Below are 17,223 nucleotides of genomic sequence, written 5' to 3'. Positions count from 1 at the left end.
AAATTCAGATCAGCGCGCGTCCGAGAACCAGCCGATCACTTCGGTCAGCATCTCGGGCGGGATCGCGGCGGGTGTCACGGTAAAGCGGGCAAGGCGGGCGACCGTCTCTTCCTTCCGGGCAAGTTGCTCTACCCGGTGATAGTCAGGCCGATCAGCGTAATCGTGGAACAGGACGGTCGTCGGGCGCCGCGCGCGCAGCATGACCGCCACCAGGCAGGCTACGCGGAACCGTCCGTCGATCAGCACCAGATCCGGATCGCCGAGGTCGGGCGTATCCCAGACCGACAGGGGATAAAGATGGAACCGGCCATGAAAGCGCGGGCGCGACGGCATCCCTTCCGCCGCGGTCGGGCCGATGTTCACATGCACCACCCGTGCATCCGGGAACGGTTTCAGGCAGGCCGTCAGCTGTCCCGCCCGCTCCCGGTCACTTTCGACGCAAGTGACCTTGCGGCCCAGTTCGGCTGCAAGAAGGCCCAGGCCGCCATTGCCGTAAACAAGCACCACCGAGGAAGAGCTGAGGCACCGGCGCAGAAGGTCTGCCTCCCTTGGGCGCATATCGAGCGGAAATGCGGGCAGTTCCCCGGTGACCTTGGGCTGTGGCACCTTCGGGGATGGCGCCGGGAGTTTCAGCCACCATTGCCGCGGCGGCGCTCCGGTCGCACCGATCCTTGCAAGCAGGCCCATGAGCAGGCTGTCCGACCGGCGACTGGCCGCAGCCACTGCGGGAATACCCATGAGGCGGGCAATCTCTTGCGTGACCTGCGCCTGCCAGTGCAGGATAGACCGGTCTTCCGCCTCGTTCCGGTCATGGGCGGCGAAGAACGCGTTGACGTGCCGTGTGTTGGTCCGCCCCACCTCGTTCGCCTCGAACCCCCGGCCACGCAGCCGCTTCAGGACAAAGAACTCGGGCGTCCGGACGCAATAGTGGTTGATCTGGGCCAGGCTCCAGCCGGCCTCTGCCTTCGACACGAAAGCGTTGGTCGGGAAGTCCGAACCGCTCAGCCAGTTCCGGTTGGTCCGGCCAACAGCGTTTGCTGCATGGCCTGATCCGGTCAGAACCGCTGCCGCCGTGAGGCCGGAGCCGGACTTAAGCAGCGGACGGTGGATGCCGACCCGGCCAAAGCCGACCACCGCCTCGTCAAAGCGGAAGAGCGTCTTTTGCTGCAGGTTGGCAGCAAAATCTGCCTCGGCCGCCCGGACAAAGCCCTCATCGATGAAGCGGCCCGGGAACCTGTCATGACCGGCAGCCCCGAAGATCCGCCAGTTGATCAACGCGAACTGCCGGTCCTGCAGCGCATCGGTCAGGGCATGGACGGTCCGGTCACCGACATGGACGTTCAGGAACTCGTCCGCATCCAGCCAGAGATACCAGTCACCCTCACAATAGCCGACCTCGGCGGCAAAGACGTCGGATGCAACGCTCTGCGGCCGCTCGCCGGGTGGAACCTCGGCGCGCAGGTGCCGGATCTCGCCCGCATCGCCCAAGGCCGACAGGATCTCTTCCATCCCGTCGTTGGACGGGTTCGAGCAGATCACGATCTCATCGAAGCCGATCACCTTGTGATAGGCGATCCACTCCAGCACGAAGGGTGCCTCGTTCTTCATCGCCGAGAACAGCACCTTGCGCTTAGCGCCGGTCGATTGATGCGAAGCCGCCACCGGCCGAACCTCCGGCAGAGCCAGGGACAGCGCGGACGTCACCCCACCGATCCCTCCAGGCTGATCGCGACCAGGCTTTGCGCTTCCATCGCGAACTCCATCGGCAGGGCCTGGAGGACCTCCTTGCAGAAGCCGTTCACCACCAGGGCAACCGCCTCTTCCTCGTCCATGCCGCGGCTGCGGCAGTAGAAGAGCTGGTCATCGTCGACCTTCGAGGTCGTCGCCTCATGCTCCACGCGGGAAGAGTTGTTGCGGACCTCGATGTATGGCACGGTATGTGCCCCGCACTTGTCACCGATCAGAAGACTGTCGCACTGGGTATAGTTGCGGCTGTCCTTTGCCTTCGGGTGCATGCTGACAAGCCCCCGATAGGTGTTCTGCGCCCGGCCCGCCGAAATGCCCTTCGACACGATCCGGCTCTTCGTGCGCTTGCCCAGGTGGATCATCTTCGTGCCGGTATCGGCCTGCTGGGCGTTGTTGGCGATGGCGATGGAGTAGAACTCACCCTGTGAGTCATCGCCGCGCAGGATGCAGGACGGATACTTCCAGGTGATCGCCGACCCGGTCTCGACTTGCGTCCACATCACCTTGGCCCGGTCGCCCCGGCAATCGGCGCGCTTCGTGACGAAGTTGTAGATGCCGCCCCGGCCTTCCTCGTCGCCCGGATACCAGTTCTGCACCGTGGAATATTTCACCTCGGCGTCCTTCAGGATCACGATCTCGACCACCGCCGCGTGCAGCTGGTGCGTGTCGCGCTTGGGCGCGGTGCAGCCTTCCAGGTAGCTGACGTAGGAGCCTTCGTCGGCGATGATCAGCGTGCGTTCGAACTGGCCGGTATTCTCTGCATTGATCCGGAAATAGGTCGACAGCTCCATCGGGCAGCGCGTGCCCTTGGGGATGTAGACAAAGGACCCATCCGAGAAGACGGCCGAGTTCAGCGTGGCAAAGAAGTTGTCCGACTGCGGGACCACGCTGCCAAGGTATTTCTGCACGAGCTCCGGATGCTCGCGCACGGCCTCGGAGATCGAGCAGAAGATGACCCCCGCCTTCGCCAGCTCCGCCTTGAAGGTGGTCCCGACCGAGACCGAGTCAAAGACCGCATCCACGGCCACCTTGCGGGGTTCCGATTCACCTTCAACACCGGCCAGAAGCATCTGTTCCTTCAGGGGAATCCCAAGTTTGGCATAGGTCGCCAGCAGCTTCGGGTCGACCTCGTCCAGCGACTTCGGCTTGGCCGCCATGCTCTTCGGCTTGGCGTAGTAGTACTGGTCCTGGTAGTCGATGTCGGGGTAGCTCACCATCGCCCAGCGCGGCTCTTCCATCTGGACCCAGCGCCGGTAGGCCGCCAGACGCCAGTCAAGCATCCATTCCGGCTCACCGTTCTTCTGGCTGATCAGGCGGACGATATCCTCGTTCAGACCTTTCGGGGCATATTCCGTCTCGATCTCGGTTTCCCAGCCGTGCTTGTACTTGCCAGCCATCGCCTGGACGGTTTCGATCGTCTCGCGGTCCACGCCGTCGCGAACATCGGGCGCTTGGGTATCCAGCATGGCGTTCATCGTCCCGTCTCCTTCAAGCGGCCCGCGTGCGGGCCTTGGCATAGGCGGCGGTCCAGGCTTTCGCGAACCGCCCCACGTCATCCTTCGTCACTCCCGGGCCGATCGAGACCCGGATCGCCTGCCCCGCCAGCGCGGGATCATGGCCCATCGCGGTCAGCACTCGGCTGGCGCGCACCTTGCCGCTGGAACAGGCCGACCCCGCCGAAATGGCAAAGCCTGCAAGGTCCATCGCCATCACCTGCGTCTCGCCTTTCCAGCCCGGTGCGATCAGGCAAAGCGTATTGGGCAGGCGGGGCACGCCATTCCCGACTGAAATAGTCCCGATTGCCGTGGCCGACAACTCCGATTCTAGAATATTTCTAATCTCGGCGACCTCGTCCCAGAGCCCGTCGGCCAGATCGCGCGCAGCCGCTTCGGCAGCGGCGCCGAAACCCGCGATGCCGATCAGATTCTCGGTCCCGGCCCGGCGTCCCATCTCCTGCCCGCCGCCCTTCAGTTGCGCGGGGACCTCGATGCCTTGCCGGACGGCCAGCGCGCCGATGCCCTTGGGACCGCCCAGCTTGTGGGCCGAGATCAGCCCCATATCGACGCCCAGCCAGTTGAAGGCGAAGGGCACTTTGCCGAACCCTTGCGTCAGGTCGCTGACGGCCAGGCCTGCGGGCAGGTCCTGCAGGATGCCCGTCTCCGAATTCGCCAGCTGCAGCGCCGACCGCGCCGGGTCAGCCACCGTCACCCGGCCCTCCCGGTCTACCGGCAGCGAAGGATCGCACCAGGCCGCGACCGCGTCATGCTCCACCGCCGCACAGAGCAGACCCCTGCCCGCGCAAGCGAGCGCCGCCGCCTCGGTTGCGCCGCTGGTAAAGACGATATCGGCCCCTTCGGCCCCCAGCGCCGCGGCGATCTGGCCCCGCGCCCGCTCCATCACCGCCTTTGCCGCACGCCCTTCGGCATGGACGGAACTGGGGTTCCCCACCACCTCCATGGCCGCAAGCATCGCCGCCTTCGCCTCGGGGCGAAGGGGCGCGGTCGCGTTCCAGTCAAGGTAGATACGGCCTTTCAACGCCTTTCATCCTTTCTGCGAAAAAATCCCACGGGGGTCCGGGGGTGTTAACCCCCGGGGCTGGCCAAGGGGCCGAGCGGTCTCATTCCTCGTCCACCACACGGAAAAGGTGCGGAACCGCCGGACAAGGGGTCAGGTCGTTCTTCACCACGTCGCTGAGCCGCACCTGGTGCAGGAAGACATAGACATTGGCCGACAGACTTTCCCACAGCCGGTTGGTCAGGCTTTGCGCCCGGCTGCCCGAGACAGCTCCACTGGCCCCCGCGCCGGTGTGCATCGCGTCGACCGTCTCCTCGACCGCCTCCATCACTTCCGAAATCCGGATCTGATCCGGGCTTTTCGCCAGCTTGTAGCCCCCGCCGGGACCGCGCACCGCCTCGACCAGCCCGGCCCGGCGCAGCTTCACGAAAAGCTGCTCCAGATAGGGCAGGCTGATGTCCTGCCGCTTCGAGATCGCCGCGAGCGAGACAAGATCATCGCTGCCCGCCATCGCCAGGTCGGCCAGGGCGACCATCGCATAACGGCCCTTCGTCGAAAGCTTCATCCGGTTCCCCCGCCGCCTGTCCTGCCAGCGCAAGCGCATTGACGCCGCGCGCCGGCAGCATTACCTCAATCCGACCCAGTAAAGACCGCCCCGGTGTCTTTAGAACGGTTCTAGTTTGTCCGAGCGAAAGCGTCAAGAAAACGCGCGCTCCCCTGATGAGAAGAGGCCGATGCCCGAGGTTATCTTTGCCGGTCCCGACGGACGCCTGGAAGGCCGCTATCATCCGCAGAAGGACCGCGACGCCCCGATCGCCATCGTGCTGCATCCCCACCCGGCCTATGGCGGGACGATGAACAACAAGGTGGTCTACAACCTCCATTACGCCTTCTACAACCTGGGCTTCACCGTCCTGCGCTTCAACTTCCGTGGTGTCGGGCGCAGCCAGGGCGAATATGACCAAGGGATCGGCGAGCTTTCGGATGCGGCCTCCGCGCTCGACTACCTGCAGGCGATGAACCAGAACGCCAAGCACTGCTGGGTCGCCGGTTTCTCGTTCGGCGCCTGGATCGGGATGCAGCTTCTGATGCGCCGGCCCGAGATCACCGGCTTCGTCTCGGTCGCCCCGCCCGCGAACCTTTACGACTTCTCCTTCCTTGCCCCCTGCCCATCCTCCGGCCTCATCATCAACGGCACCGCCGACAAGGTCGCCCCGCCAAAGGACACAAAGTCCCTGGTGTCGAAACTGCACGAGCAGAAGGGGATCACCATCACCCATGCCGAGATCGAAGGGGCCGATCACTTCTTCAAGGACGAAGAGGCGCATATGAGACCGATGATCCAGACGGTCTCGGACTATGTGCGCCGGCGGATGACCGAGGTCACGCGCTGACATGTCCAAGCTTCAGGACCTTGCCGACCAGCTTGCCGAAGACGTGCTCGCCGCCGAGACCGAACTTGGCGACGACCGCTTCTACGAAAAGATCGCCAAGGTGCTGATGGCCGCCTCACCCAGCTTCCAGGAGGCCTTCATGACCTCGATCCGCGTCCGCCTGGCCGAACGCAGGGGGCGTGAGTTCCTGGAACAGGCGCTGGCCGCCAAGCGTGGCGAGATCGAGGAAGAACCCGTCGCCCCGGTAGATTTCGGCGGGATGGGGCATTGACCGAACGGCTGGAACAGCAGTTCGCCTTCCTGAACGAGGCGGACGGCCTGAAATCCGTCCTACGCGCGACCACCCTCGTCGACGGCTCGCGCCCCGAGAACTCCGGCGAACATTCCTGGCACCTCGCCCTCTATGCGCTGGTCCTGGCCGACCAGGCCGGGCCGGGGGTGGACATCAACCGGGTGATCCGCATGCTCCTGATCCACGACCTCGTGGAGATCGACGTGGGCGACGTGCCCATCCATTCGCAGAACGGCGCGGCCCATGCCAGCGAAGCGACCCTTGCCGCCGAAGCCAAGGCCGCCGACCGCATCTTCGGCCTCCTCCCCACCGACCTGCGCGACAACCTCCGCTCACTCTGGGAAGAGTTCGAGGCCGCCGAAACCCCCGACGCCCGCTTCGCCAAGGCGCTCGACCGGGTGCAGCCGGTGATGGCGAACCTGATGTCCGGCGGTGGAACCTGGACGACCTACAACGTCACCTACGACCAGCTTGAGGCCCGCGTCGGCCCGAAGATCGCGAGGGGAGCGCCAGGGTTGTGGGACTGGGTGCGGGAAAAGGCCCGGCCCTGGTTCGGCTGACCTCCTCTTGCGCCTTTGGCTTCTCGTCGTCGCCCCCCAGCGAGAAGTGACGAAGTCATGGACGGGCGGGCACTCAGGGCGCACGATATTTCGGTATACAATCGCATACCGCCCTTCCCAAGCCGTCCCTTTTCCGCTATGCAGCGCCCAATCGAATCCCTCAGGAGGTCGCCCATGTCGAAGATCAAGGTAGCCAACCCCGTCGTCGAGCTCGACGGCGACGAGATGACCCGGATCATCTGGGACTTCATCAAGCAGAAACTGATCCTGCCCTACCTCGACATCGACCTGAAATACTACGACCTCGGGATCGAAGAGCGTGACCGCACCGACGACCAGATCACCATAGACGCGGCGAACGCGATCAAGGAGTATGGCGTCGGCGTCAAATGCGCGACGATCACCCCGGACGAGCAACGGGTCGAGGAGTTCGGCCTGAAGCAGATGTGGAAGTCGCCGAACGGCACGATCCGCAACATCCTCGGCGGCGTGATCTTCCGCGAGCCGATCATCTGCCGGAACGTCCCCCGCCTCGTCCCGCACTGGACGAAACCGATCGTCGTTGGCCGCCACGCCTTTGGCGACCAGTACCGCGCGACCGACTTCAAGTTCCCGGGCAAGGGCAAGCTCACCATGAAGTTCGTCGGCGACGACGGCACGGTGATCGAGAAGGACGTCTACTCCGCCCCCTCGGCCGGCGTCTACATGGGCATGTACAACCTCGATGACTCGATCACCGACTTCGCCCGCGCCTCGCTGAACTACGGCCTCGTGCGGAACGTCCCGGTGTATCTCTCCACCAAGAACACCATCCTCAAGGCCTATGACGGCCGCTTCAAGGACATCTTCCAGAAGATCTACGACGAGGAATTCGCCGACGAGTTCAAGAAGCGCGGCCTTACCTACGAACACCGGCTGATCGACGACATGGTGGCCTCGGCGCTGAAATGGTCGGGCGGCTATGTCTGGGCCTGCAAGAACTATGACGGTGACGTCCAGTCCGACATCGTGGCGCAGGGCTTCGGCTCGCTTGGTCTCATGACCTCGGTCCTGATGACCCCCGATGGCAAGATCGTCGAGGCCGAGGCCGCCCACGGCACGGTGACCCGCCACTACCGCGAGCACCAGAAGGGCAAGGCGACCTCGACGAACTCCATCGCCTCGATCTACGCCTGGACCGGGGGCCTGAAGCACCGCGCGACGCTCGACAACAACGAGGCGCTGATGCGCTTTGCCACCACGCTGGAGAAGGTCACCGTCCAGACCGTCGAAGATGGCCACATGACCAAGGACCTCGCCCTCCTCGTCGGGCCGGACCAGAAGTGGCTCACCACCATCGGCTACCTGGAAAAGGTCGACGAATACCTGAACAAGGCGCTGAAAGGGTAACCGGCGTGTTGACACCGTAGGGTGGGTGCCAACCCACCTCCCTGCTCGAAGGGCCGGAGGTCTCCTCCGGCCCTTTTCCTTACCCCCGATACTCTACCTGCACGAACCCGTTGTCCCAGTGCCGCGCGCTGACCAGCGTCAGGTCCCGATCCCCCGCGCCATGCCCCCAAAGCGGACGGCCCTGCCCGAGGAGGACCGGGATCAGCGTGACGATCACCCGCCGCACCAGCCCTTCGGCCAGGAAGCTGCGGATGGTCTGCCCGCCGTCGATGTAGACCCGAAGGACACCCTCGGCGGCCAACTCCTCAAGCACCGCACGCGGTCCCTTGCCGCTGACGCGGACCTTCCCGGCCAGCGCCGAAGGCACCGTCACCCGCTCCGGCGTCCGGCTCAGGACCACGACCGGCACCTTGTAGGGCCAGTCCGGGAAGGTCAGCACCTTCTCAATGCTTTCCCGCCCCATCACCATCGCGCCGATCCCGTCCTGGAACGCCGCATAGCCGAAATCCTCCCCTTCCGGCACCGGGCGGCCCGTCAGCCAGCCGATGTCGCCGTCGGGCCGCGCGATGTAGCCGTCAAGACTGGTGGCAATGAATACCTCAGCCGCTGGCAAATGCCCGGTCATGTCGTCCTCCGAAAGCCTGATGCGAAAGACGTGCTGTCTATCCCCGGCACCAGGGCGCGTCAAGAACCTAACGGGAACAAGCGCGGTGCATAGGTCATGCTTATTGACTTTATTTAAGTCAGCATATATGACCCATCTGCCAAGCCCAGAGTCTCCCATGCCCGACCGTCCCGACCAGATCACCGCAGGCCCCCGCCACTCCGCGCTGGATGATGCGCAGGGCATCGCCTTCGGCGTCACGATGGCGGCTCTCGGGATGCATATCCTGACCCACATGGGCTTTGTCACCGGCCAGACCACCGGGCTTGCGGTGCTGATCGCCCATGCCACCGGCCTCCCGTTCCCGGCGGTCTATTTCGCGGTCACCCTGCCCTTCCTTGCCCTCGCCTGGAAACGGATGGGCGCGCGCTTTGCGCTGAAGACCCTTGTGACCACCGCCGCCCTCTCGGCCCTTGTGGCCATCCTGCCGAACTGGGTGGAGCTTGGGCGGATCGAGCCCGCCGTCGCCGCCGTCCTCTTCGGCCTTCTCTTCGGCATCGCGGCGCTGGCCGCCATCCGCCACGGCGGCAGCTTCGGCGGGCTTTCCGTCCTCTGGATCGAGCTTCAGGACCGCACCGGCTTTCCCGCCGGCCACGCGCAGCTTCTCTCCGACGCGGTGATCTTCGGCCTCGCGGCCCTGATCATGCCCTTCGACACCCTTGGATACAGCTTCCTGGGCGCCGCCATCTTTTCGCTCTTCCTCGCCGTCAACCACCGCCGCGACCGCTATGTCGCTGCCTGAGACGCTGCCCCAAGCCCCCGATTTTTCGCCGAAAAATCGTGCCCCCTTTTCCCTGCCGCGCGCTCGGGCTATGCCGCGCGGCATGACCGACCCCGCCCGCCACAGCCTGATCGAGGACGCCCAGGGCCTCGCCTATGGCGCCACCATGGCGGCCTTCGGCATCGTGATCCTGACCCATCTCGGCCTTGTCACCGGGCAGACGGCGGGGCTGGCCGTGCTCATCTCCTACGCCACCGGCTGGGCCTTCGGGCCGGTGTTCTTTGCGATCAACCTGCCCTTCTATGTGCTCGGCTATCTCAGGATGGGCTGGCAGTTCACCCTCAAGACCTTCGTTGCCGTGGGCCTTCTTTCAGTCCTCAGCCTCTGGCTGCCCACGCAGGTCAGCTTCGCCACCCTCAACCCTCTGGTGGGTGCCGTGCTTTTCGGATTTCTCTCCGGCTCTGCCCTTCTCGCCCTCTTCCGCCACGGGGCAAGCCTCGGCGGGATCGGGATCGTCGCCCTGATGCTGCAGGACCGCCTCGGCTGGCGCGCGGGCTGGGTGCAGCTTGGCTTTGACGCGGTGCTCTTTGCCGCCGCCTTCCTCGTGATCGAGCCACGGCTGGTCCTGATCAGCTTCGCGGGCGCGCTGGTGGTGAACCTCGTGATTGCGATCAACCACCGCCGCGACCGCTACGTGGCCACCTGAAAACCTTTCAGAATCGTAAACGCCCACGCCCAAGCCATTGATCCCAATACATTACTCAGTTTTGACCACTGTGGTCACCCCAGCCCCTCTGGCCAGCCGCAGGAAAACCCTGTAAGGCCCCCGCCAACCCTTTCAGGACCCGGACCCACATGGAACTGCGCAACATCGCGATCATCGCCCACGTCGACCACGGCAAGACCACCCTCGTGGACGAGCTTCTGAAGCAGTCCGGCGCCTTCCGTGACAACCAGGCCGTCACCGAACGGGCGATGGACTCGAATGACATCGAACGCGAGCGGGGCATCACGATCCTGGCCAAGTGCACCTCCGTGGAGTGGAACGGCACGCGCATCAACATCGTCGACACCCCCGGCCACGCCGATTTCGGCGGCGAGGTGGAGCGTATCCTGAGCATGGTCGACGGCGTCTGTCTCCTCGTCGACGCCGCCGAAGGCCCGATGCCGCAGACGAAGTTCGTGCTGACCAAGGCCCTCGCCCTCGGCCTCCGCCCGATCGTCGTCCTGAACAAGGTCGACAAGCCCGACGCCGAACCCGACCGCGCGCTGAACGAGGTCTTCGACCTTTTCGCCAACCTTGGCGCCGACGACGACCAGCTCGACTTCCCCCATGTCTACGCCTCCGGCCGCGCCGGCTGGGCGGATGCCGAGCTTGACGGGCCGCGCAAGGACCTCTCCGCCCTCTTCGACCTGATCGTCCGCCACGTGCCGGCCCCGAAGGTCCTCGCCCGCGTGGATGAGCCCTTCTCGATGCTCGCCACCACCCTCTCCGCCGACCCCTACCTCGGCCGCATCCTGACGGGCCGCGTCGAATCCGGCCGCATCAGCACCGGGACGACCCTGAAGGCGCTCTCCCGCACCGGCGAACGGCTGGAACAGTTCCGCGTGACGAAAATCCTCGCCTTCCGCGGCCTCTCCCAGACCCCGATCGACGAGGCGGTGGCCGGCGACATCGTCACGCTGGCCGGCATGACCAAGGCCACCGTGGCCGACACCCTCTGCGCGCTGGAGGTGGACACGGCACTCCCCTCGCAGCCCATCGACCCGCCGACGATCACCGTGACCTTCGGCATCAACGACAGCCCCCTTGCCGGGCGCGACGGCAACAAGGTCCAGTCCCGCGTCATCCGTGACCGCCTGATGAAGGAAGCCGAGGTCAACGTCGCGATCAAGGTCGCCGACACCCCCGGCGGCGAGGCTTTCGAAGTCTCGGGCCGCGGCGAACTCCAGATGGGCGTCCTGATCGAAAACATGCGCCGCGAAGGCTTCGAGCTTTCGATCTCGCGCCCCCGTGTCATCATGCAGGACATCGACGGTGTCCGGCATGAACCGATCGAAGAGGTCATCGTCGACGTCGACGACGAATACTCGGGCGCGGTCATCGACAAGCTGACCGGCGAACGCAAGGGCGACCTTGTCGAGATGAAGCCCGCCGGCGTCGGCAAGACCCGGATCATCGCCCATGTTCCCTCGCGTGGCCTCATCGGCTACCAGGGCCAGTTCCTGACCGATACCCGCGGCACGGGCGTTCTGAACCGCATCTTCCATGGCCACGCCCCGCACAAGGGCCCGATCCAGGGCCGACGGCAAGGTGTGCTGATCTCGACCGAAGCCGGGGTGTCGGTCGCCTACGCCCTCTGGAACCTGGAAGAGCGTGGCCGGATGTTCATTGGCCCGCAGGAACAGGTCTATGTCGGCATGATCATCGGCGAGCACAGCCGCGACAACGACCTTGAGGTGAACCCGCTGAAGGGCAAGAAGCTGACCAACATCCGCGCCTCCGGGTCGGATGAGGCGGTCCGCCTGACCCCGCACATCAGGATGAGCCTGGAAGAGGCCATCGCCTATATCGACGACGACGAACTCGTCGAGGTCACGCCGAAGATCATCCGCCTTCGGAAGCGCGAGCTGGACCCGAACGAACGGAAGCGCGCCTCGCGCAAGGAGTGACGCCGGAAATTCGTCACATTCCCGGGGCATCCTGCCCCGGATGTCCGATGCGCGCGTAGAACTCGCCGATCGTCACTCCCGGCCCAAACGCCTGATCATGGCGCTGTTAGGCCTGTTTGTGCTGGTCTGGCCTATCTGGGACCTCTGGCCCGGGATCGCGTCCTTCACCCTTGTTTCCCCGATCTTCTGGATCATCGCCCTCGGGGCGGCAGCCCTTGGCCTTCTGCTGATCGGCGGATCATTGTTCGGGCGGTCCACCGTCCTGACAATCGCCGGCGATGGCGCAGTGCTGGAAGAGGCGAACCTTTTCCGCCGCAGCGTCGGACCGGTCAGTAAAGCCGACCTTGGCGCGCTGACGGTCGAGGCGCAGGAATGGTCCGACGGCCCGACGACCTGGCGCGTCCGGCTGGAGCGCAAGGGGGGAAAGCCGCTGGTCTCGGAAAGCATTGCCACCCGCGCAGCGGCGGATGACCTTGCCCGGCGGATCGCTGCGGCCCTTGGCCGGACCTTTGCCTGAGCCCGGGCGTCAGTCAGGCGGCAGGCGATCCAGAACCTCCAGCCCGTCGCCCGAACGCCGGGTGATGACGATCTCACCCGAACGCGGGGTGATGCCGGTCAGGGTGCTGATGTTGACCTGATGGGTCACGATCAGGACACGCTCATCCCCGGGCAGCGCGGCGAGGTAGGCAAGCACCTCCGCTGTCTGGCGGTCGGCTGTGGAGCGGTCCGAGAAAAAGGAATTCGCCGCCGGGAAGGGCGTGACGGGGCCAAGGTCCATCAGTTCCGCCGTCTCGGTCGTACGGCACCACTCCGAGCTCAGGATCCGGTCGAATGCGATCCCAGCCGCGCGGAAGCGGTCGCCGATGGCCCGCGCCTCGGCGCGCCCCTCGTCCGACAGGTTGCGCTGTGTCGCGCAGTCACCAAGGCGCATGTCGGGCGGGTCGCCGGTCCCGGGTGCCGTGGCGTGACGCATCAGAAGCACCGCGCCGGGCGTTGCGGCGGCGGTCATCGGGTCGGCCTGCAGGGGTGCCGCAAGGAGGGCAAGACAAAGGGTCAGGACGCGCATGGGCCGAAAGCTGTGGCGCGGCAGAACCGTGGCAAGAGTCTCGCGAAAAGTTCAGGCGGCTGCTGCAAGACGGCAGGGCAGGAAATCCTCCACCATCGCGGTCTCGGCGTCGAAGGTGCAGAAGCTGTAGGGGGGCACTTCCTCCCAACCGCCTTCCTCGGCCTCGAGCGGCTCGGACACGACAGCCCTGCCCTGTCTGCTGTCCGACCAGCGGTGATAGAGCGATGGCGCGGCATCATCGGTCGCGTAGCGCACGGCGTAAAGGCGCTGGCCGTCGGAGAGGGCCGCCGTCATCCGCAGGTGCGGGGCATCGCCCTTCGCCCTCGCAAGACGGATGAACCGTGCCGCAGCCCGTTCCAGCGCCCCGCGCGGGTCGTCATCAAGGCCTTCTGCCAGCGCCACAAGGAACAACGCCTCGCTATCCGTGGCACCTTTGCGGTGCGGGTAGAGGTGTTCGGGGATCATCATGTCGGCATCGCGGCGGAAGGCATCATAGCCGCCGACCTGGCCGTTGTGCATGAAGCTCCACCGCCCGTGCGTGAAGGGGTGGCAGTTGTTGCGGCTGGTTGCCGTGCCGGTACTGGCGCGGACATGCGCGAGGAAGAGGTGCGACTGGACCTGGGCCGTCAGGCTTTTCAGGTTGGGGTCGGACCAGGCGGGCAGGACGTCGCGGAAGAGGCCCGGTTCCGCCTTCGCGCCATACCAAGCGATCCCGAAGCCGTCGGCGTTGATCGCCGTATGGCTTTGCGTTGCACCGTGGCTTTGATGGATCAGGCTGTGACCCGGGCGGCTCACGATCTCCTCAAGGAAGATCGGCGCGCCGGTGTAGGCGGCCCAGCGGCACATCAGCCTGCCCTTTTCGTGGTGTCGGTCATCTGCCCGGCTTTCTTATTCCCGTTACAATAGCAGGAATCGGCCCTTGCGGGAAAGATAGTCCAGTCAAATCGCGGAAATCCTTACTCGATTTCCTCGACAACCATCAGATCGCGGACCGAAGCGCCTTTTGCATGGGCAAGCGCGGCCTGATAGGCGGGCGAGTTGTAGCACTCCACCGCCTTCTCAAGGCTCGGAAAGCGCGCCACCACATTGCGCGGCCGGTCGTTGCCTTCCAGCTGCACATAGCGCCCGCCGCGGGCGAGGAAGACGCCACCGTGGGCCGCAATGGCCTCGGTCGCGCCCTTGGCATAGCGACCATAGGCCTCGGTGTCGGTCACGTGGACATGGGCGATCCAGAGCGCGGTGGGCATCTCAGCCCCCGATCGCGGCTTCGGCCGCCTTGATCGCCGCATCGGCCTGGCCGATGTCAGCGCCCCCAGCCTGCGCCATATCGGGCCGCCCACCGCCACCCTTGCCTCCAAGCGCCTCGGCCGCCGCCTTGACGAGCGTGACGGCGGAAAGCTTCCCGGTCAGGTCTGCGGTGACGCCGGCGGCCACCGCAGGCTTGGCGCCCGTGTCGGCGATCAGGAGGACGGCGCCCGAACCGAGGCGAGCCTTCATCTCGTCGATCAGCGCCGGAAGGTCCTTGCCCGAGACGCCGGAAAGAACCTGAGCAACGAACTTCACCCCGTTGATATCCTTGGCTTCCGGCCCGGCGGCCTTGCCACCCATCGCCACCTCACGCCGCAGTTGCGCGACCTCGTTCGCCAGCGCTTTCCGTTCGTCGAAAAGCGCGCGGATGCGGTCGGCAAGCTCGGCCGGCGGGGCCTTGATGATCGCCGCGATGTCGTTCAGCCGCGCGTCCTGCTGGCGGAGGTGATCGAGTGCAGCCTGACCGGTCAGCGCCTCGATCCGGCGGACCCCGGCAGAGGAGGCGCTTTCCGAGAGGATCACCATCGCGCCGATGTCGCCGGTTCGCTCAACGTGTGTGCCCCCGCAAAGCTCCAACGAATAGACGTTCCCGTCTGTGCCCTTCCCAGAGTTCTTCCATCGGCCCATCGAGACGACGCGGACTTCTTCGCCATACTTCTCGCCGAACAGCGCCTGCGCGCCGATGGCGCGGGCGTCGTCGGGGGTCATGATCCGGGTCTCGACGGGCGAGTTCTGGCGAATGAACGCATTCACCTCGGACTCGATCTCCTGCAGCTTCTGCACCCCGATCGCTTCGCCGTGGCTGAAGTCGAACCGGAGACGGTCTGCTGCGTTCAACGAACCCCGCTGGGCGACGTGATCCCCAAGCCAGCGCCGCAGTGCCTCGTGCAGGAGGTGCGTCGCGGAGTGGTTCGCGCGGATCGCGGAGCGGCGGCCGTGCGCAACCTCCAGCTTCGCAGGTTGTCCTTTGATCACAGTGCCTTCCGTGACCTTTGCAATGTGGATGAAGACCCCGGCGGCCTTCTTCACGTCGGTCACTTCGGCCGTGCCGGTCTGGGTGCGGATGAGGCCGGAATCGCCCACCTGCCCGCCGCTTTCCGCGTAGAACGGGGTTTGGTTGACCACGATCTGCACGGTCTGGCCAGCTTCGGCTTGGCCGACCAGCGCACCGTCGCGGACAAGTGCCGTGACCACGCCCTCGGCAGTTTCGGTGTCATAGCCCAAGAATTCGCTAACGCCCTGTTCTTCGGCGATCTCGAACCAGATCTTCGCGTCCCCCGCCGCCCCGGTACCGGCCCAGGCCGCGCGGGCCTTGGCCTTCTGCTCGGCCATAGCGGCGTCGAAGCCCTGGACATCGACCTCACGCCCCTTTTCGCGCAGCGCGTCCTGCGTCAGGTCCAGCGGAAAACCGTAGGTGTCGTAAAGCTTGAAGGCCGCAGAACCCGGCAGCGCGGCACCTTCGGCGAGGCCCGCGAGCTCGTCATCCAGAAGGCGCAGGCCGCGGTCGAGGGTCTGCTTGAACTTGGTCTCTTCGGTCCGCAGCGTCTCTTCGATCAACGCCTGGGCGCGGGAAAGCTCGGGATAGGCCCCGCCCATCTGGCGGACGAGGGCCGGGACCAGGCGGTGCATCACCGGGTCCTGTGCGCCCAGCATGTGGGCGTGCCGCATCGCACGGCGCATGATCCGACGGAGAACATAGCCCCGGCCTTCATTCGACGGCATGACGCCGTCGGCTATCAGGAACGAGGTCGACCGCAGGTGGTCGGCGATAACCCGGTGATGGATTTTCCCAGGACCGTCAGGGTCTTGGGAGGTGACGTTCGCGCTGGCCTCAATGAGACTGCGCATGAGGTCGGTGTCGTAGTTGTCGTGCTTGCCCTGCAGTAGCGCGCCGATCCGCTCCAGCCCCATGCCGGTGTCGATCGACTGCATCTCCAGCGGAACCAGCCGCCCATCAGCGAACTGTTCGTTCTGCATGAAGACGTTGTTCCAGATCTCGATGAACCGGTCCCCGTCCTCTTCCGCGGAACCCGGAGGGCCGCCCCAGATGTGCGGCCCGTGGTCATAGAAGATCTCGGTGCAGGGGCCGCAGGGGCCGGTGGGACCCATCCGCCAGAAGTTGTCGTCACTGGCGATGCGGATGATGCGGTCGTCCGTCAGGCCCGAGACCTTCTTCCAGATCGACGCCGCCTCATCATCGGTGTGGTAGACGGTGACCAGAAGCTTGTCCTTCGCCAGGCCAAAGTCCTTGGTCAGAAGCTCCCATGCGAAGGCGATGGCCTGGTCCTTGAAATAGTCGCCGAAGCTGAAATTCCCCAGCATTTCGAAGAAGGTATGGTGCCGGGCGGTATAGCCGACGTTGTCGAGGTCGTTGTGCTTGCCGCCTGCACGGACGCATTTCTGTGCGGTGGTGGCGCGGACGTAATCGCGCCGTTCCACCCCGGTGAAAAGGTTCTTGAACTGCACCATCCCCGAGTTGGTGAACATCAGCGTCGGGTCATTCCGCGGCACCAGGGGCGAGCTTTCGACCACCCGATGATCGTTGCGGCGGAAGAAGTCGAGGTAGGTGGAGCGGATGTCGTTCAGGGATGCCATGTCGGGCCTTGTCCTTCAGGCGGAAACGCGGGTTCGGCCAAGGGTGTAGCGGCATGGGCTGGGGCTGTCCACTGCGTTGCGGCATGGGAAAGGGGTCCGGGTCCGGCGTGATCCGATGGGGGCGGAGGAACGCGGGGTGGATGCGCGGCCTGACTGCCGAACCCCTACTCCATGGCCGTCAGCAACTCCTTGAGAACGCTTCATAAAGACTTGCTGCGGCGTCGGCCGGGACTGTCTTCTTTCCGTCTTCCCTGCGTCTTCCCTGCGTCTCTACGCACGGGAAGGCAGTGACCGATTAACC

Annotated in this window: 17 protein-coding genes; 8 read left to right on the top strand and 9 right to left on the bottom strand. The window is 65.3% G+C overall.

Annotated elements, in window-relative coordinates; genetic code table 11:
• Positions 1 to 9: 9 nt before the first annotated feature.
• The 4 genes from AC2D9V_RS17405 to iscR form a co-directional block, all read right to left on the bottom strand.
• Positions 10 to 1,704 (bottom strand): glycosyltransferase family 2 protein, encoded by a 1,695-nt coding sequence (locus AC2D9V_RS17405; protein ID WP_484715356.1) that lies wholly within the window; start codon positions 1,702 to 1,704, stop codon positions 10 to 12.
• A complete protein-coding gene (gene sufB, locus AC2D9V_RS17400; protein WP_484715355.1) occupies positions 1,701 to 3,221 on the bottom strand; it encodes a Fe-S cluster assembly protein SufB in 1,521 nt (506 codons plus the stop codon). Before sufB ends, AC2D9V_RS17405 begins: the two co-directional genes overlap by 4 nt.
• Before the next feature lie 13 nt (positions 3,222 to 3,234).
• Entirely contained in the window at positions 3,235 to 4,281 is a 1,047-nt protein-coding gene (locus AC2D9V_RS17395; protein ID WP_484715354.1) for a cysteine desulfurase family protein, read from the bottom strand.
• Positions 4,282 to 4,363: 82 nt separating this feature from the next.
• On the bottom strand, positions 4,364 to 4,825 hold the full coding sequence (gene iscR / locus AC2D9V_RS17390) for a Fe-S cluster assembly transcriptional regulator IscR (RefSeq protein WP_484715353.1): 462 nt from the start codon (positions 4,823 to 4,825) through the stop codon (positions 4,364 to 4,366).
• A 169-nt stretch (positions 4,826 to 4,994) separates the two neighbouring features.
• On the opposite strand from iscR, the gene AC2D9V_RS17385 reads away from it, so the two are divergent.
• The 4 genes from AC2D9V_RS17385 to AC2D9V_RS17370 all read left to right on the top strand — a co-directional run bounded on the left by AC2D9V_RS17385 (position 4,995) and on the right by AC2D9V_RS17370 (position 7,895).
• On the top strand, positions 4,995 to 5,654 hold the full coding sequence (locus AC2D9V_RS17385; protein ID WP_484715352.1) for an alpha/beta hydrolase: 660 nt from the start codon (positions 4,995 to 4,997) through the stop codon (positions 5,652 to 5,654).
• 1 nt (position 5,655) lies between these two features.
• Positions 5,656 to 5,925 (top strand): hypothetical protein, encoded by a 270-nt coding sequence (locus AC2D9V_RS17380; RefSeq protein ID WP_484715351.1) that lies wholly within the window; start codon positions 5,656 to 5,658, stop codon positions 5,923 to 5,925.
• Complete coding sequence (locus AC2D9V_RS17375; protein ID WP_484715350.1) at positions 5,922 to 6,506, top strand: HD domain-containing protein; 585 nt, start codon at positions 5,922 to 5,924, stop codon at positions 6,504 to 6,506. The genes AC2D9V_RS17380 and AC2D9V_RS17375 overlap by 4 nt, the downstream gene beginning before the upstream one ends.
• A gap of 174 nt (positions 6,507 to 6,680) precedes the next feature.
• The gene (locus AC2D9V_RS17370; protein WP_484715349.1) at positions 6,681 to 7,895 is read left to right on the top strand and encodes an NADP-dependent isocitrate dehydrogenase; all 1,215 of its coding nucleotides are present in this window, start codon (positions 6,681 to 6,683) and stop codon (positions 7,893 to 7,895) included.
• Positions 7,896 to 7,974: 79 nt separating this feature from the next.
• On the opposite strand, the gene AC2D9V_RS17365 is transcribed toward AC2D9V_RS17370, so the two are convergent.
• On the bottom strand, positions 7,975 to 8,520 hold the full coding sequence (locus tag AC2D9V_RS17365; protein ID WP_484715348.1) for a dihydrofolate reductase family protein: 546 nt from the start codon (positions 8,518 to 8,520) through the stop codon (positions 7,975 to 7,977).
• 157 nt (positions 8,521 to 8,677) lie between these two features.
• Between AC2D9V_RS17365 and AC2D9V_RS17360 the strand changes: the two genes are divergently transcribed.
• The 4 genes from AC2D9V_RS17360 to AC2D9V_RS17345 all read left to right on the top strand — a co-directional run bounded on the left by AC2D9V_RS17360 (position 8,678) and on the right by AC2D9V_RS17345 (position 12,470).
• Positions 8,678 to 9,301, top strand: a complete 624-nt coding sequence (locus tag AC2D9V_RS17360) for a YitT family protein (protein ID WP_484715347.1) — start codon at positions 8,678 to 8,680, stop codon at positions 9,299 to 9,301.
• Positions 9,302 to 9,383: 82 nt separating this feature from the next.
• Positions 9,384 to 9,986 (top strand): YitT family protein, encoded by a 603-nt coding sequence (locus tag AC2D9V_RS17355; RefSeq protein ID WP_484715346.1) that lies wholly within the window; start codon positions 9,384 to 9,386, stop codon positions 9,984 to 9,986.
• A 149-nt stretch (positions 9,987 to 10,135) separates the two neighbouring features.
• Positions 10,136 to 11,953 carry a translational GTPase TypA gene (typA, locus tag AC2D9V_RS17350; protein WP_484715345.1) on the top strand — a complete coding sequence of 606 codons (1,818 nt, stop codon included), beginning with the start codon at positions 10,136 to 10,138 and terminating at the stop codon, positions 11,951 to 11,953.
• 40 nt (positions 11,954 to 11,993) lie between these two features.
• The gene (locus AC2D9V_RS17345; protein ID WP_484715344.1) at positions 11,994 to 12,470 is read left to right on the top strand and encodes a hypothetical protein; all 477 of its coding nucleotides are present in this window, start codon (positions 11,994 to 11,996) and stop codon (positions 12,468 to 12,470) included.
• A 9-nt stretch (positions 12,471 to 12,479) separates the two neighbouring features.
• On the opposite strand, the gene AC2D9V_RS17340 is transcribed toward AC2D9V_RS17345, so the two are convergent.
• The 4 genes from AC2D9V_RS17340 to alaS form a co-directional block, all read right to left on the bottom strand.
• Positions 12,480 to 13,019, bottom strand: a complete 540-nt coding sequence (locus tag AC2D9V_RS17340; RefSeq protein WP_484715343.1) for a histidine phosphatase family protein — start codon at positions 13,017 to 13,019, stop codon at positions 12,480 to 12,482.
• A 51-nt stretch (positions 13,020 to 13,070) separates the two neighbouring features.
• A complete protein-coding gene (locus AC2D9V_RS17335; protein ID WP_484715342.1) occupies positions 13,071 to 13,865 on the bottom strand; it encodes a class II glutamine amidotransferase in 795 nt (264 codons plus the stop codon).
• Between the two features lie 110 nt (positions 13,866 to 13,975).
• Positions 13,976 to 14,266: a DUF1330 domain-containing protein gene (locus AC2D9V_RS17330; RefSeq protein WP_484715341.1), complete on the bottom strand. Its 291-nt coding sequence runs from the start codon at positions 14,264 to 14,266 to the stop codon at positions 13,976 to 13,978.
• Between the two features lies 1 nt (position 14,267).
• Positions 14,268 to 16,922, bottom strand: a complete 2,655-nt coding sequence (gene alaS, locus AC2D9V_RS17325; protein WP_484715340.1) for an alanine--tRNA ligase — start codon at positions 16,920 to 16,922, stop codon at positions 14,268 to 14,270.
• Positions 16,923 to 17,223 lie beyond the last annotated feature (301 nt).

The sequence above is a fragment of the Tabrizicola sp. T46 genome, from assembly GCF_057219895.1.
This window is presented reverse-complemented; position numbering and strand designations above follow the sequence as displayed.